This window comes from Pseudosulfitobacter pseudonitzschiae, from assembly GCF_002222635.1.
GTDB lineage: Bacteria > Pseudomonadota > Alphaproteobacteria > Rhodobacterales > Rhodobacteraceae > Pseudosulfitobacter > Pseudosulfitobacter pseudonitzschiae_A.
In genome coordinates this window covers 1,670,338-1,684,400 of the sequence record NZ_CP022415.1, presented here as the reverse complement: position 1 = coordinate 1,684,400, position 14,063 = coordinate 1,670,338, and the positions used below count along the sequence as shown (strand labels likewise).

Annotated in this window: 13 protein-coding genes and 1 pseudogene; 6 read left to right on the top strand and 8 right to left on the bottom strand. The window is 61.2% G+C overall.

Annotation, left to right across the window (positions count from 1 at the left end):
• Positions 1-58: 58 nt before the first annotated feature.
• Positions 59-1,606, top strand: coding sequence for a trimethylamine methyltransferase family protein (locus SULPSESMR1_RS08165; RefSeq protein WP_089420367.1), 1,548 nt, complete (start codon positions 59-61; stop codon positions 1,604-1,606).
• A 17-nt stretch (positions 1,607-1,623) separates the two neighbouring features.
• On the opposite strand, the gene SULPSESMR1_RS08160 is transcribed toward SULPSESMR1_RS08165, so the two are convergent.
• Positions 1,624-1,911, bottom strand: a complete 288-nt coding sequence (locus tag SULPSESMR1_RS08160; protein ID WP_089420366.1) for a DUF6477 family protein — start codon at positions 1,909-1,911, stop codon at positions 1,624-1,626.
• Positions 1,912-2,158: 247 nt separating this feature from the next.
• On the opposite strand from SULPSESMR1_RS08160, the gene SULPSESMR1_RS08155 reads away from it, so the two are divergent.
• Positions 2,159-3,316 (top strand): DUF6456 domain-containing protein, encoded by a 1,158-nt coding sequence (locus SULPSESMR1_RS08155; protein ID WP_240311315.1) that lies wholly within the window; start codon positions 2,159-2,161, stop codon positions 3,314-3,316.
• Positions 3,317-3,511: 195 nt separating this feature from the next.
• Here SULPSESMR1_RS08155 and katG read toward each other — a convergent pair whose 3' ends face one another.
• Complete coding sequence (gene katG / locus SULPSESMR1_RS08150; protein ID WP_089420365.1) at positions 3,512-5,692, bottom strand: catalase/peroxidase HPI; 2,181 nt, start codon at positions 5,690-5,692, stop codon at positions 3,512-3,514.
• A 309-nt stretch (positions 5,693-6,001) separates the two neighbouring features.
• Here katG and lipA point away from each other — a divergent pair, with 309 nt between their 5' ends.
• Both lipA and SULPSESMR1_RS08140 read left to right on the top strand, forming a co-directional pair.
• Positions 6,002-6,949 carry a lipoyl synthase gene (gene lipA, locus SULPSESMR1_RS08145; RefSeq protein ID WP_089420364.1) on the top strand — a complete coding sequence of 316 codons (948 nt, stop codon included), beginning with the start codon at positions 6,002-6,004 and terminating at the stop codon, positions 6,947-6,949.
• Entirely contained in the window at positions 6,942-7,865 is a 924-nt protein-coding gene (locus tag SULPSESMR1_RS08140) for a DMT family transporter (RefSeq protein WP_157728984.1), read from the top strand. Before lipA ends, SULPSESMR1_RS08140 begins: the two co-directional genes overlap by 8 nt.
• Before the next feature lie 68 nt (positions 7,866-7,933).
• Here the strand turns inward: SULPSESMR1_RS08140 and SULPSESMR1_RS25220 are convergent, their stop codons facing one another.
• Together SULPSESMR1_RS25220 and hpt are read right to left on the bottom strand one after the other, a co-directional pair.
• On the bottom strand, positions 7,934-8,101 hold the full coding sequence (locus SULPSESMR1_RS25220) for a hypothetical protein (protein ID WP_198362864.1): 168 nt from the start codon (positions 8,099-8,101) through the stop codon (positions 7,934-7,936).
• Positions 8,098-8,634, bottom strand: coding sequence for a hypoxanthine phosphoribosyltransferase (gene hpt / locus SULPSESMR1_RS08135; protein ID WP_089422228.1), 537 nt, complete (start codon positions 8,632-8,634; stop codon positions 8,098-8,100). The genes SULPSESMR1_RS25220 and hpt overlap by 4 nt, the downstream gene beginning before the upstream one ends.
• A gap of 70 nt (positions 8,635-8,704) precedes the next feature.
• On the opposite strand from hpt, the gene SULPSESMR1_RS08130 reads away from it, so the two are divergent.
• Together SULPSESMR1_RS08130 and SULPSESMR1_RS08125 are read left to right on the top strand one after the other, a co-directional pair.
• Positions 8,705-9,148, top strand: a complete 444-nt coding sequence (locus tag SULPSESMR1_RS08130; RefSeq protein ID WP_089420362.1) for a type II toxin-antitoxin system RatA family toxin — start codon at positions 8,705-8,707, stop codon at positions 9,146-9,148.
• A 30-nt stretch (positions 9,149-9,178) separates the two neighbouring features.
• Positions 9,179-10,426, top strand: a complete 1,248-nt coding sequence (locus tag SULPSESMR1_RS08125) for an MmgE/PrpD family protein (protein ID WP_089420361.1) — start codon at positions 9,179-9,181, stop codon at positions 10,424-10,426.
• Here SULPSESMR1_RS08125 and SULPSESMR1_RS08120 read toward each other — a convergent pair.
• From SULPSESMR1_RS08120 to SULPSESMR1_RS25405, 4 genes and pseudogenes are all read right to left on the bottom strand, one after another.
• Positions 10,423-11,607: an ammonium transporter gene (locus tag SULPSESMR1_RS08120; protein ID WP_089420360.1), complete on the bottom strand. Its 1,185-nt coding sequence runs from the start codon at positions 11,605-11,607 to the stop codon at positions 10,423-10,425. The two genes, SULPSESMR1_RS08125 and SULPSESMR1_RS08120, sit on opposite strands and share 4 nt — an antisense overlap.
• Positions 11,608-11,777: 170 nt before the next feature.
• Complete coding sequence (locus tag SULPSESMR1_RS08115; RefSeq protein WP_089420359.1) at positions 11,778-12,251, bottom strand: CinA family protein; 474 nt, start codon at positions 12,249-12,251, stop codon at positions 11,778-11,780.
• Entirely contained in the window at positions 12,248-12,751 is a 504-nt protein-coding gene (locus SULPSESMR1_RS08110) for a phosphatidylglycerophosphatase A family protein (protein WP_089420358.1), read from the bottom strand. The genes SULPSESMR1_RS08115 and SULPSESMR1_RS08110 overlap by 4 nt, the downstream gene beginning before the upstream one ends.
• Positions 12,748-13,876, bottom strand: a pseudogene (locus SULPSESMR1_RS25405) (bifunctional 2-C-methyl-D-erythritol 4-phosphate cytidylyltransferase/2-C-methyl-D-erythritol 2,4-cyclodiphosphate synthase). Before SULPSESMR1_RS25405 ends, SULPSESMR1_RS08110 begins: the two are co-directional and overlap by 4 nt.
• Positions 13,877-14,063: the final 187 nt, after the last annotated feature.

The following is a 14,063-nucleotide window of genomic DNA, read 5'->3' as shown; positions in this document are numbered from 1 at the left end:
GGTGCTGGGCTAATCAGCGGGACAATACAGGCACCCGCACAGATGAGGGAATGGAATCATGACGGATACAGCAGCAACTGGTCGGCGTGGACGCGGGGGCGGTGGTGCCGCACGGCGGGCCGAGCGCAGCGCGGTGTCGTTCGAGACAGCAAAGTATATCGAGCGCAATATTCCCAACTTTGAAATTCTGAACGAAGAAGCGTTGCAGATTATTGAAGATAACGCCGAAACGATTCTCGCCGAGATCGGCGTGAATTTCCCGGACAACCCCGCAGCCCTGCAACGGTGGCGCGATGCGGGTGCACAGGTTGATGGCGAGCGTGTGCGCATTCCCAAAGGACTGGCGCGCGAATTGTGCAAGACGGCACCATCCCAATACACCCAGCACGCCCGCAACCCCGAACGCAATGTTGTGGTCGGCGGGCGCAATCTGGTGTTGGCGCCGGTCTATGGCCCGCCGTTTGTGCGCGATGCCGTTGGGGGCCGTCGCTATGCGACGCTGGACGATTTTCAGAAGTTCGTGAAGCTGGCCTATATGTCGAAATGGCTGCACCACTCGGGTGGCACTGTCTGCGAGCCGACGGACATTCCGGTGAACAAACGTCACCTTGATATGCTGTACGCGCACATGACCCTGTCGGACAAACCGTTCATGGGGTCGGTCACCGAACCCAGCCGCGCGCAGGATTCGGTGGATATGTGCGGCGTGCTGTTCGGAGAGGACTTTGTTCAGCAAAATACCGTGATGACATCGCTGATCAACATCAACTCGCCCATGACCTTTGATGATGTGATGATGGGTGCGTTGGAGGTCTATGCCAAAAACAATCAGGCCTGCATCATCTCGCCCTTTATCGTGGGCGGTGCGATGGCGCCTGTTTCGGTGATGGGCACGCTGACGCAGGTTCTGGCCGAAGTGTTGGCGGGCATCGCCTATAGTCAGTTGTGTCGCAAAGGCGCGCCCGTGATCTTTGGCGCGTTCGTAACGTCGATTGACATGAACTCGGGTGCGCCGACCTTTGGCACGCCGGAGGCTGCGCATATCACCTATGGGGCGGGCCAGTTGGCGCGGCGCATGGGGCTGCCGTTCCGCTCGGCGGGGTCGTTCTGCGGCTCGAAACTGCCGGATGCGCAGGCGGCCTATGAAACATCGAACTCGCTGAACATGGGTTTGCTGTCGGGTGTGAACTTCATGCTGCACGCATGCGGATGGCTTGAGGGGGGTCTTGTGTCGTCGTTCGAGAAATTCGTGATGGATGCCGATCAGTTGGGCACCTTGCACCATCTGGCCCAAGGTGTGGCCATTGACGAGAACGCCCAAGCCATGGACGCGATCCGCGAAGTGGGGCCAGGCGGGCATTATCTGGGGTGCGCCCATACGCAAGCGAACTTTAAGTCGGCGTTCTGGAAGTCGGATTTGCTGGACTACAAACCCTTCGAGACATGGCAGGACGACGGCGCGCGCGACACGCAGGCGCTTGCCACTTTACGTGTCGAAAAGATGCTGAACGACTACCAGCAGCCCGCAATTGATCCTGCGGTTGTCGAGGCGCTGGATGCATTTGTGGCCAAACGCAAGGCCGCCGAACCCGATTCGTTCATGTAAACCATAAGCGCATCGCTCTAGACTTGGGCGGTGCGCATCACCCGCGCCTCGGCAACGATGGCGATCAGAACGTCGATGTGTCGGGTCAGGCTATAGGCCGCATCATCGTCCTTGCGCTGGGCATTCAGCGCCGTTTCCATTTCCATCAACTGTATCAGCGCCGCGCCATAGCGGGGCAGCATGCCGTAGCCCAGCAGGCGCGGTAGATGTACCTCGCGGCGGTAATCTTCGGCGCCGAAACGGGCAGCCCGCATCAGCAGACGCGGGCGGTGGATGGCGGATAGCATCGACAGAATATCTTGCATGGCTTGGTTCCTTCGCAATGGCAGAGTTGCTGGCCCTGAACGGCCTGCGGACTTCGACATTGGCACAGCTTGCGCGGGTGTTGCGCAGGGCGTGGCAGCAGCGTTCGGCGTCTTCACATGGGTTTATCTTTTGGAAACAATGATTGTCATATCGGCGATTTGTTAATTAGTAGGTAACTATTTCATCCCTAGGTTGTGGGGGTAAATCTGTGGATAACTATGCCGATAAAGTGTCAGGGAAAAACACATGGGGATGGACCAAGCTTCGGATCAACGATCACTGATGGCGGGTGCGCCCGCTTGGGTGCCAGAGGCAGCACAGGCCTATCTGGCGCATACCGAAGCGGGGCTGACCATTCGGGCGCTTGCCCGTATTGCGGGCTGTCACGCGTCAACCGTTTTGCGGCAGGTCCGGCGACTGGAGAGCCGCCGCGATGACCCGCTGGTGGATGCGGCTTTGTACAATCTGGGCGCGCGGTTCTATCGCGGTGCCCGCGGCGGCGACGCCCATGGCGAGGGCGCTTCAGAACATAAGGACGATCCAGAAATGAACCAACCAGTCAGAAAAAGCGCATTCCCTCAAGAAGATGACCTCGCGCAAGAGGCGTGCCGCGTGTTGCGGCGCATGTGCGAAAAGGGTGCAGTGTTGGCGGTGGCCGGTGACATGCAAAAGGCTGTGGTGGTGCGCGACGGCACCACACGCACGGCGGTGGTGGACCGCGCTGTCGCCGAGGCGATGGCGCTGAAAGACTGGATCGCACCAGAGGGACAGGGGCGCATCATCCGCTACCGTATCACGGCTGCGGGACGTCTGGCGCTGACACAGATGATACGCGACGCGGGCGAAGACGAACCGGTCGATGGCTTTGCTGAAGCGCGGGCGGATTTTGCAGGCCAGCACCGGCAATGGGGTGAAAGGGAAGTTCGCGAAGACGGTGACGGCGGAGCCGTACGCCGGATGCGCTATAACTTGTCGGAATCACCTCTGACGGCGCTGGCGCGGCGGCGCGACAAGGACGGCGAGATGTTTCTGAGCGGTGATCTGGTGCGCGCGGGCGAGCGGCTGCGCGAGGATTTCGAACTGGCCAATATGGGGCCGAATGTCACGCAGAATTGGGACCGGTTCCTGACGGCAGGCGCGCGCGGGGGCCATGCACCGGATGGCGGGTTTGGCACCGGACCGGATGCGGCCCGCGCACGGGTGTCCGGCGCACTGGCCGAACTCGGACCGGGGTTGTCGGATGTGGTCTTGCGCTGCTGTTGCTATCTGGAAGGGTTAGAGACTGCGGAAAAACGGCTGGGCTGGTCGGCACGTTCGGGCAAGATCGTGCTGCGCATCGCGTTGATGCGGCTCAAACGGCATTATGACGAAATTTCTGGCGCCGGTGGTGGGTTGATCGGATAACATCTGCGGATGGCAGCGGGACGGAACCGTTTGAAACCCCAGTTGCATCGCCCGCAGAAAACCTTTGGCTCCGGCACAGCGGGCAAGTATCGCTGGCGTGGGACGGGCGGACAGGTTGCCAGATGCCGAAAGCGGAACTGAAAAAGGGCGCCCCGAAGATGATCCGGCGCGCCCCTTGGATTGGCAGATTGGTGTTTACGCCAGGTCGAAACGATCGGCGTTCATCACCTTGGTCCACGCCGCGACAAAGTCTTTGACAAAGCGCGGTGCAGCGTCGTCCTGACCGTAGATTTCAGCCAGCGCGCGCAGCTGTGCATGCGAGCCAAAGGCCAGATCGGCGCGGGTACCGGTCCAGACCACTTTGCCGCTGTTGGCGTCTGTCCCTTCAAAGGCCGACTGTTCGTCGTTCGATGCGCTCCAGCGGATGTTCATATCCAGCAGGTTGGCAAAGAAGTCGTTGGTCAGCTGTCCGGGGCGGTCTGTCATCACGCCCGCTTTGCTGTCGCCGTAGTTAGCGCCCAGAACCCGCAGGCCACCGATCAGAACGGTCATTTCCGGTGCGGTCAGGTTCAGCAACTGCGTGCGGTCGATCAGCAGCTTTTCCGCCTTCACGGTAATGCCGTCAGCCACATAATTGCGATAGCCGTCGGCCATCGGTTCCAGCAGGTTCATACCGTCAATGTCGGTCTGCTCTTGCGTCGCGTCCACACGGCCCGGCGTGAAGGGCACGTCGATCTTGTGGCCAGCGTCCGTTGCAGCCTTTTCAATGGCGGCAACACCACCCAGCACGATCAGGTCGGCCATCGAAACGCCCTTGTCGCCACTGTTGAATGACGATTGCACGCCTTCCAGCGCGTTCAGCACTTTGGACAGCTGCGCAGGCTCGTTGACGGTCCAGTCTTTTTGGGGCGCCAGACGGATGCGCGCGCCGTTGGCACCGCCACGGTGATCCGATCCGCGATAGGTCGAGGCCGAGGCCCAAGCAACCGACACCAGTTCGGAGATCGAAAGACCGGTGGCCAGAATGTCTGACTTCAGCTTGGTGATGTCCGCATCCCCCAGAGGGGCAAAGGTGGCGGCGGGCAGGGGGTCTTGCCAGATCAGATCCTCGGCAGGAACGTCCGCGCCCAGATAGCGCGCCTTGGGGCCCATATCGCGGTGGGTCAGTTTGAACCACGCGCGGGCAAAGGCGTCGGCGAACAACTCGGGATCGGCGTGAAAGCGGCGCGAGATGGCGGCAAAGCCTTCGTCCATTTTCATCGACATATCAGCCGTGGTCATCATCGGCGGGTGTTTCTTGCTTGGGTCGTGCGCGTCGACGACCATATCGGCCTCTTCGACGTCAATGGGGGTCCATTGATGCGCGCCTGCGGGGCTTTTGGTCAGCTTCCATTCGTATTTGAACAACACGTCAAAGTAACCCATGTCCCATGTGGTCGGGTTCGGCTTCCATGCGCCTTCGATGCCGGAAGTGGTGGCATATGCGCCAACGCCGGTTTCGTTGCTGTTCAACCAGCCCAGACCCATCTGGTGCATGTCGCCAGCTTCGGGTTCAGGACCGACATAGATCGGATCGCCCGCGCCATGTGCCTTGCCAAAGGTGTGACCACCCGCAACCAGTGCGACGGTCTCGTCATCTTCCATGCCCATGCGGCTGAACGTGTCGCGCACGTCGAAACCCGATGCGATAGGATCGGGGTTGCCGTCAGGCCCTTCGGGGTTCACATAAATCAGACCCATCTGCACAGCGGCCAACGGGTTATCCAGCAGCCGGTTTTCGGAGTAGCGGGTGCCGGGTTTATCGGATGTGGCCAGCCATTCAGTTTCTGCACCCCAGTGGATGTCTTCCTCGGGTTCGTAGATGTCGGCACGGCCGCCACCAAAACCAAAGACCTTGCCGCCCATCGATTCGATGGCACAGTTGCCCGCGAGGATCATCAGGTCAGCCCAGGACAGGGCGTTGCCGTATTTCTTCTTGATCGGCCACAGCAGGCGGCGCGCCTTGTCCAGGTTGCCGTTGTCGGGCCACGAGTTCAGCGGCGCGAAACGCTGGTTGCCGGTCGATGCACCGCCACGGCCATCAGCCGAACGGTAGGTGCCTGCACTGTGCCACGCCATGCGGATGAACAGCGGACCATAGTGCCCGTAGTCCGCAGGCCACCACGGTTGGCTGTCGGTCATCAACGCGAACAGGTCCTGCTTGACCGCTTCCAGATCCAGCGTGCCAAAGGCCGCAGCATAGTCGAACTCTTCCCCCAGCGGGTTTACCAAGGCCGAATGCTGGCTCAGCACTTTGAGGTTCAGCGCGTCAGGCCACCAATCGCGGTTGGTCACTTGTTTCTTGCTGTTGAAGGGGCAGGTCATTTCGCCGTCCATGGTGCAGTCTCCGTTATCATGCAATCTTGGTAGGTGTTCTGTGATGCGACCCCGCCAATGGCGTGAGCCTTTCTAGAATCAATCTAAACTAACAGGGCGCAGGGTGAAATACCTCAGACGGAATATCCCACTAAAATAATCGTGTTATTCGTCGAAGCCTTGAAAAAACGGGAAAAATTGCTGAACACGGCGGCGCAATAGTGCACATTGCACGGTATCATAGCTGCCATGCGCGGGCTGGTGTTCATTCCGTAATAGCTTATGTTATAGACAGTTCAACGTTAAACCATCTGACGAAGGCGATGTTTCATGCGCGATCTGAAAATCCCCGAGCAACGCCACCCCGAAAAGGCGCGTCGCCCTGACAATCCGCAGCCGAAAAAACCGGACTGGATCCGCGTCAAGGCACCGGGCGGGCAGGGCTATGCCGACACGCGCAAGATCATGCGCGACAACAACCTGACCACGGTCTGCGAAGAGGCGGGCTGCCCCAATGTGGGCGAATGCTGGTCCCAAGGCCACGCTACCATGATGATCATGGGCGAGGTTTGCACCCGCGCCTGCACGTTCTGCAACATCGCCACCGGCAAACCCCCCGAGGCGCTGGATGCATTCGAGCCGGGCCGCGTGGCCCATGCGGTCGAAAAGCTGGGGCTGAACCATGTGGTTATCACCAGTGTGGACCGTGACGATGTGACCGACGGCGGGGCAGATCACTTTGCCCAGACCATCCGCGCCATCCGTCACCGCAGCCCCGCCACCACCATCGAGATCCTGACGCCGGACTTTATCCGCTGCGATCCTTCTGTGCTCGAGGTCGTGGTTGAAGCGCGCCCCGATGTGTTCAACCACAACCTTGAAACCGTACCCGGCCTCTACCCCGAGGTGCGCCCCGGTGCGCGCTATTTCCACAGTTTGCGTTTGTTGCAGCGGGTCAAGGAACTGGACCCCACGATGTTCACCAAATCGGGCATTATGGTCGGTCTGGGCGAGGACCGCCAATCGGTGATGCAGGTGATGGAAGACATGCGCGCTGCCGACATCGATTTTCTGACCATCGGCCAGTACCTGCAACCCACGCCGAAACACCACCGTGTTGACCGATTTGTGCACCCGGACGAGTTTGCGGGGTATGAAAAGGCCGCATATGGCAAAGGCTTCCTGATGGTCTCGGCCACGCCGCTGACACGCTCGTCCTATCACGCCGGTGACGACTTTGCGCGTCTGCGTGCTGCGCGGCTTGCCAAGTTTGGCTGACAGTGACGGCGATGCCGCGCGCACACGGCTGATCGGTGTTATCTTTGGCCTGTCGGCTGTGGTGATGTGGGCGCTTTATTTTGTCTATGCCCGCGAGGCCGCGCAGACGGGTCTGCTGCCCATCGACGTCATCTTGTTGCGCTATGGCGTGGCGGGGCTGATTCTGTTGCCGTGGCTTGTCCGCAAGGGGCTGGGCAATCTGGGTGGCGTCGGCTGGGGGCGGGGTGTTGTGGTTGCGATCGTTGTCGGCCCGCTGTTCCTGATGTTCGGCGCAGGCGGGTTTCTGTTCGCGCCGCTGGCCCACGGCGCTGTGATACAACCCTCTACCGCAGCCTTGGTGGCCACGGGGGTTGCCATCCTGTTTCTGGGGGAAAAGCTGCATGCGGCGCGTATTGCCGGAATCGCGATGGTTCTGGGGGGCATCGCGCTGATCTCGATGACCGGCACCACCGCCAGTGCGCCTGATGCGTGGAAGGGCCATCTGATGTTCATGGCCGCAGGCGGCTGCTGGGCGGCGTTCACGATCCTGCTGCGTCTGTGGCAACTGGGTGCGATTGCTGCAACGGCGGCGGCCTCGGTACTGTCGGCGGCGGTTGTCGTGCCGGGCGTTCTGATGTTCGGAACGCTCGACCGTCTGGCCGCATTGCCCGTCGACAAGCTGGTGGTGCAAATTGTCGTTCACGGCGGGATGGCGGGCGTGCTGGCGATGGTTGCCTATGCGCGCTCGGTGGCACTCTTGGGTGTGGGGTTGGCGGCGCTGTTTCCCGCCGTGGTGCCCGCTGTGGCGCTGATATTGGGCATTCCGCTGGCAGGTGAGGTGCCAACAGCCCCCGAATGGCTGGGCGCCGTGCTGGCGACCACCGGCCTTGCCGTGGCGCTGGGCGGCATTCCGGGCTTGCGCCGTGTGGGCGCCTGACCTTGACCTTGCCAGATAAACTCCGGGAGAGGCGCGCAAGCGCCGGGGGCCGCACCCCCGCCACGCACTCAGGGCCGCGCGCGCGTTGCCTTGGCCCAGTCGGGCCACCAGCCTATTTTCTCGATGCCCCAGATCATCAAAAGCACGGCGATAATTCCGAACACCAGCCTGATCCGCGCGGTTGATGGCGGATTGCGCGCCCAACGGGCCATGCGCACGAACCAGATCGGGTTCATGTGAACCGCACCTTGCCGATAAAGCCCAGATTGCGGTTGCGCTGGGCAAAGTCGATGCCATATCCCACGACAAATTCGTCCGGAATTTCGAAACCGGTCCAATCCGCCTTCATGTCGATTTCGCGGCGCTCGGGCTTGTCCAGCAGGGCGATGGATTTCAGCCGCGCAGGCTCGCGCGAGCGCAGCAGGTTCATCACATGGTGCAGGGTGTGGCCGGTGTCGACGATATCTTCGACCACCAGCACATCGCGCCCTTCGATGGTGCCGCGCAGGTCTTTGAGGATGCGCACCTCGCGGCTTGATTCCATTCCGTCGCCATAGGACGATGCCTCAAGAAAATCGACCTCGATCGGCAGGTCCAACTCACGCACAAGATCCGCGATAAACACAAACGATCCGCGCAACAGGCCCACAACAACCAGCTTGTCGGTGCCGTTGAATTCGTCCTGTATTTCCGCGCAAAGTTCTTCGATGCGCGCGGCAATCATCTTGGCCGAGATCATCTGATCAATCACATAAGGCCGTTCCGGCATGGTATCCCCCTTGAATTCAGGTGTAATTCGTAACACATGGGCCAGAACCTTTGCCATAACTCATAGCGTGATGCCGACACATTCTGAAACTCGTTTCCTGCCTTACACCGCCCGACAGATGTATGATCTGGTGGCCGACGTCGGCTCTTATCCGCAGTTCCTGCCGTGGTGTTCCGCCGCGCGTGTCAAATCGACGACCGATCAGGGCGACCATTCGGTCATGGAGGCCGATCTGGTGATCAGCTTCAAAGTGTTCCGCGAACGCTTTACCAGCCGCGTGGTGTTGTGGCCCGATATGCACAAGATCGATACCGAATATCTGGACGGGCCATTTCGCTATATGAAGTCGAACTGGGGCTTTACCGATACCGATGGCGGCTGTGACGTGACATTCTTTGTCGATTTCGAGTTTCGCAACCGCATGTTGCAGGGCATCATCGGCGTTGTGTTCAACGAAGCAATGCAGCGGATCGTGCGCGCATTCGAACGGCGGGCCACCGAGCTTTACAGCTGAGCGTCCTGCCACTTGGGAGGAGGCCACCACATGGCAGCGACAGGTATCACGGATCAACTGGTCGGCTTTGCACAGGCCGTGCCGGACCACGATGCGCGCGCGGTAATGGCGCTGTCGGTGCTGGATTGGGCCGCTTGCGGCATCGCCGGCGCCGCCGAGGGCAGCTTTGACGGCTTTGCCACCGTTGCCAATGTGGCGGGTGGATGCGCGCAGTTTGGTGGCGGGCAGGGCGCGCCCGCTGCGGCGGCGCTGATCAACGGCACCCTCAGCCATGCGCTGGATTACGACGACACGCACTTTGCCCACATCGGCCATCCGTCTGTTGCCGTGGTGTCCGCCGCATTCGCGGCAGGGCAGGCAGCGGGGGCGTCTTTGTCCGACATCATCGACGCGGCCCTGATCGGTGCCGAAGTCTCGGTTGCAGTGGGCATCTGGCTGGGGCGCGGGCACTATCAGGTCGGTTATCACCAGACCGCGACGGCGGGGGCATTTGGAGCCACCGTGGCCGCTGGACGGCTGCGGGGGCTGGACGATGTGCAGATGCGCCATGCGCTCGGACTGTGCAGCACGATGGCCTCGGGGTTGAAGTCCCAATTCGGCACGATGGGCAAACCGCTGAATGCAGGGCTCGCGGCGCGCTCTGGCATCGAAGCGGCGGATTGGGCAGCAGCGGGCATGACATCAGCCGATGACGGGCTGGCGGGGCCACTGGGATTTGGCCCGACACACCACGGTGCGGGCGATGCTGTATCTTTGGGAACAGACTGGCGGATGACCCAGGTCAGTCACAAATTTCATGCCTGCTGCCACGGTCTTCACGCCACACTCGAGGCTTTGGCCGATGCAGACCTGACGCCCGACAGCACCATCGAGATCACCACCCACCCGCGCTGGGTGACCGTGTGCAACATTGCCAATCCCCGCACAGGTCTGGAATGCAAGTTCAGCTATGCCCAAGTGGCGGCAATGGCTGCCCACGGGCTAGACACAGGCGACATCACGCAATTCAGCGACGCCACTGCCGCCCGCGCCGATCTGGCGCAGTTCCGCACCCGTGTGCGCATCGACACCGACGACAGCCTGTCCGAGATGCAGGCGCGTGTCGTTGTCGATGGGCAGGCGGCGTTCCATGACCTTGATGCGCCTATTCCGCTGGCCGAGCGGCGGGCCAAGATCATGAAAAAGGCGCACGCCCTTGTGGGGACGCGCGCCGATGATCTGTGGCAGGCCGTGCAAAACGACGACCTTGCCGCTTTTGTGGCCGCACTCTCCAACTAGCTGGTGATGTCGTAAGCGCGTTCGCCATGTACGGCGAGGTCGAGGCCGTTGGTCTCGATCTCGGGGTCCACGCGCAGCGGCGTGATGGCGCGCACCACGACGATCAGCACAATGGTGACGACTGTGGTGTACGCACCCACAATCACCAGCGACCCCAGTTGCGCCACCCATGACCCCGCGCCAAAGACCGCGATCATGATCGTGCCAAAGATGCCGCCAACGCCGTGCACGGCAAAGACATCCAGCGTGTCGTCGATGGCAATCTTGTTGCGGATGAAATTCACCGCTTCCTGACACAGGATACCGGCCACCGCACCAATCACCAGCGCCTCGATCGGGCCGACGAAACCGGACGCAGGTGTGATCGACGCAAGCCCCGCAATGGTGCCGGTAACGATCCCCACAAGCGAGGATTTCCCGAATTTCAGCCGTTCCCACAGCGCCCATGTCAGCGATGCGGTGGCCGCTGAAATATGCGTGACTGTCAGCGCCATCGCAGCACCACCATCAGCGGCCAGTTGCGACCCGCCGTTAAATCCGAACCAACCGACCCAGAGCATCGCCGCACCGATCATCACCAGACCGGGATTGTGCGGCGGTGTGGTGTGGTTCTTGCGCTGGCCCAAAAACACCGCCAGAATCAGCGCCGCCAGTCCCGCCGTTTCATGCACCACGATGCCGCCCGCGAAATCGCGCACGCCCATCTCACCGAAAATACCGCCATCGGAGAGAAAACCGCCGCCCCAGATCCAATGCACCACCGGCGCATAGGACAGCAGCATCCAAAGCCCCGAAAACAGCAGAACAAAGCCAAAGCCGATCCGCTCGACATAGGCCCCGACGATCAGCGCGGGCGTAATAATGGCAAATGTCATCTGAAAGGCAAAGAACAGGATTTCGGGCAGGGTGCCGGATAGGCTGTCGGCGGTGATGCCCAGCAACAGCAATTTGTCCAACCCGCCCCAGATGCCGCTGTCGCCGCCGCCGCCAAAGGCGATCGAGTAGCCGACTACAAACCACAAAATGCTCATCAGGCAGGCGATGGCATAGACGTGCATGAACGCGCTCAGCACGTTGCGGGCGCGCACAAGGCCGCCGTAAAACAGGGCAAGCCCCGGCAAAGTCATGAACAGCACAAGGGCTGTTGCGGTGATGATCCAGGCTGTGTCGGCGGCATTCATTGGGGTCCCCTCCCGATTGGTTTCGGGCGGAGTGCCAAGGCGATCGATTTTGGGAAAGCGAGTTTTTGCATCAGCGCGATGAAAAAGCGGGCGATTTCAGGATTGCGCGAAAAGCGGGCGGATATTTCCGCAATGTGCCCGCAAATTGTGCGTATTGCGAATGTTGGCGCTCAGATGCCTGTCAGTGCCCCCAGCAACAGCCCCAAGGCGTGATCGCGGGCCGAAGCGCGCACATTTGCCCGGCCAACTGCGCCGAACTCGACCGTTTGCGTGGTGACGCCATCCGGCCCTGCCAGTCCGAAACACACACGCCCCTCGGGCTTGTGTTCCGATCCGCCGGGCCCTGCGATGCCGGTGATCGCCACGGCCAGTTGCGCGTGGCTCTGATGCAGCGCCCCTGTGGCCATCTCGGCGGCGATCTGCTCCGACACAGCGCCGTGCGTGTCCAGCGTGGATTGCGCGACGCCCAGCATTTCGACCTTGGCCGCGTTGGTATAGGTGACCATGCCGCGATCAACCACTGCCGACGATCCGGGGATGTCGGTCAGGGCGGCGGCCACCATGCCGCCCGTGCAGCTTTCGGCGGTGGCGATCATCATGCCGCGCGCCTTGGCGGCCTCTAGCACGCTGAAAGGCAGGCTCATCGCATCAACACCCCGTGGGTCAGCCCCGCCAGCAGCACAACGCCGATGGCGGCAAAAATACCGGCAATCACATCGTCCAGCATGACCCCCAACGGATCACCACGCCGGTCGGCGCGGCCCACCAGCCACGGCTTCCAGATGTCGAACAGGCGAAACAGCGCAAAGGCCGCTACCCAGCCCGGCCACATCGCCAGCATCGACACACTGTTGTTCATTGCCCCGATGGACAGCGGTAGCAGCGCGATCCACTGGCCCACAACTTCGTCTGCCACAATTTCCGACGGGTCGTGATCGGTTTTGCCCTTGGTCATCACGCCCGTGGCCCACCATCCGGCGACAAAAATCACCACTATGCCCGCAAGCAACAAGGGCCAGCCACCCGCGACATGCAGTAGCCACGCCCACGGCAGCGCCACCAGTGACCCCCACGTGCCGGATGCGGGGCGGATATAGCCGACGCCCAGAACCGTGCCGATCGCGGTTGCAAGTTTTTGTGTCATGTTTTCACCAATGTGCAGGTTGCCAGCGCTGCGATACCTTCGCCGCGTCCGGTAAATCCCAACTGTTCGGATGTGGTCGCCTTGACTGAAATGCGGTCCTCTACAATTTGTGTAATCTGTGCCATGCGCGTTCGCATCGCATTGCTGTGCGGGCCGATTTTGGGGTATTCGCAGACAATCGTGCAGTCGATGTTGCCGATGGAAAAACCGTTGTCGCGAGCCAGTTCGACCGCATGGCTCAGGAAGATATGGCTTGCGGCACCTTTCCACTGCGGATCGGAGGGCGGAAAATGCCGGCCGATGTCGCCCATTGCCAGCGCACCGTAAATCGCATCGGTTATCGCGTGCATGGCCACATCCGCGTCCGAATGACCCTTAAGGCCATGATCATGGTCGATACGCACACCGCACAGCGTCACATGATCGCCGTCATCAAAGGCATGTACGTCAAAGCCGTTACCCAGTCTGATGTCCATTGCGTCCCTTTAGTATGCGTGCGGCGCGATCAAAGTCGGCCGGATGGGTGATTTTCAGGTTATCCTCGTCCCCCGCAACGATGGCCACGTCAAGCCCTGCGGCGCGTGCAACTTCAACGTCGTCGGCAGCGTTGCCTGCATGGGTGGCGTGGGCGGCGGTGATGGCGGCGCGGTCGAACCCTTGGGGCGTTTGCGCACGGTACAGGCCGCTGCGGTCCTGCGTTCCCGTCACCCGCCCATTCACGCCAGTCCACAGCGCGTCGGTGACGGGCAGGGCGGGGGCGGCACCGGCAGACCCGTCCAGTGCTGCAATCACTTCGCTGATGGTGCGCGCGGTGACACAAGGACGGGCAACATCGTGAATCAGCACGCGGGTGATCGCCGGATTGGCAAGCGCCGCCAGCCCCGCGCGCACCGATGCCGCGCGGTCGGCACCGCCGGTGGTGCAGGTGATCCCGTCAAAATCCGCATCCGCGATGTCATCTTGATGCAGCACCAGTACGATATCGGTGATCTGCGGGTGGCTCAGGAACGCGTCCAACGTGTGGTCGATCACACGCTTGCCGTACAGCGGTTGCCACTGTTTGGCTACAGGGCCACCAGCACGCACGCCACGGCCTGCGGCCACGATGATGGCGGCGCATGTCATGGCAGAAAGCGGAGCGTGTCTATCATGGGTGATGTTTAGGCGTATTGGCGCGGGCTGGCAATTCGGCAGTTTGTGTGCTTAATTATTAGGCGAAGGTCGCGTGGCTGCGTGCAAAACGGTCATACAGGATTGAGGCTGGCCTAAGGGTCAGCTAGGTCGATTACACGCACAAGGATTAGGCATTTGT

Bases quoted from the DNA above. Each gene is read 5' to 3' on its own strand.
- SULPSESMR1_RS08165 (WP_089420367.1), top strand. From the start codon at position 59: ATGACGGATACAGCAGCAACTGGTCGGCGTGGACGCGGGGGCGGTGGT.
- SULPSESMR1_RS08160 (WP_089420366.1), bottom strand. From the start codon at position 1,911: ATGCAAGATATTCTGTCGATGCTATCCGCCATCCACCGCCCGCGTCTG.
- SULPSESMR1_RS08155 (WP_240311315.1), top strand. From the start codon at position 2,159: ATGGGGATGGACCAAGCTTCGGATCAACGATCACTGATGGCGGGTGCG.
- katG (WP_089420365.1), bottom strand. From the start codon at position 5,692: ATGGACGGCGAAATGACCTGCCCCTTCAACAGCAAGAAACAAGTGACC.
- lipA (WP_089420364.1), top strand. From the start codon at position 6,002: ATGCGCGATCTGAAAATCCCCGAGCAACGCCACCCCGAAAAGGCGCGT.
- SULPSESMR1_RS25220 (WP_198362864.1), bottom strand. From the start codon at position 8,101: ATGAACCCGATCTGGTTCGTGCGCATGGCCCGTTGGGCGCGCAATCCG.
- hpt (WP_089422228.1), bottom strand. From the start codon at position 8,634: ATGCCGGAACGGCCTTATGTGATTGATCAGATGATCTCGGCCAAGATG.
- SULPSESMR1_RS08130 (WP_089420362.1), top strand. From the start codon at position 8,705: ATGCCGACACATTCTGAAACTCGTTTCCTGCCTTACACCGCCCGACAG.
- SULPSESMR1_RS08125 (WP_089420361.1), top strand. From the start codon at position 9,179: ATGGCAGCGACAGGTATCACGGATCAACTGGTCGGCTTTGCACAGGCC.
- SULPSESMR1_RS08120 (WP_089420360.1), bottom strand. From the start codon at position 11,607: ATGAATGCCGCCGACACAGCCTGGATCATCACCGCAACAGCCCTTGTG.
- SULPSESMR1_RS08115 (WP_089420359.1), bottom strand. From the start codon at position 12,251: ATGAGCCTGCCTTTCAGCGTGCTAGAGGCCGCCAAGGCGCGCGGCATG.
- SULPSESMR1_RS08110 (WP_089420358.1), bottom strand. From the start codon at position 12,751: ATGACACAAAAACTTGCAACCGCGATCGGCACGGTTCTGGGCGTCGGC.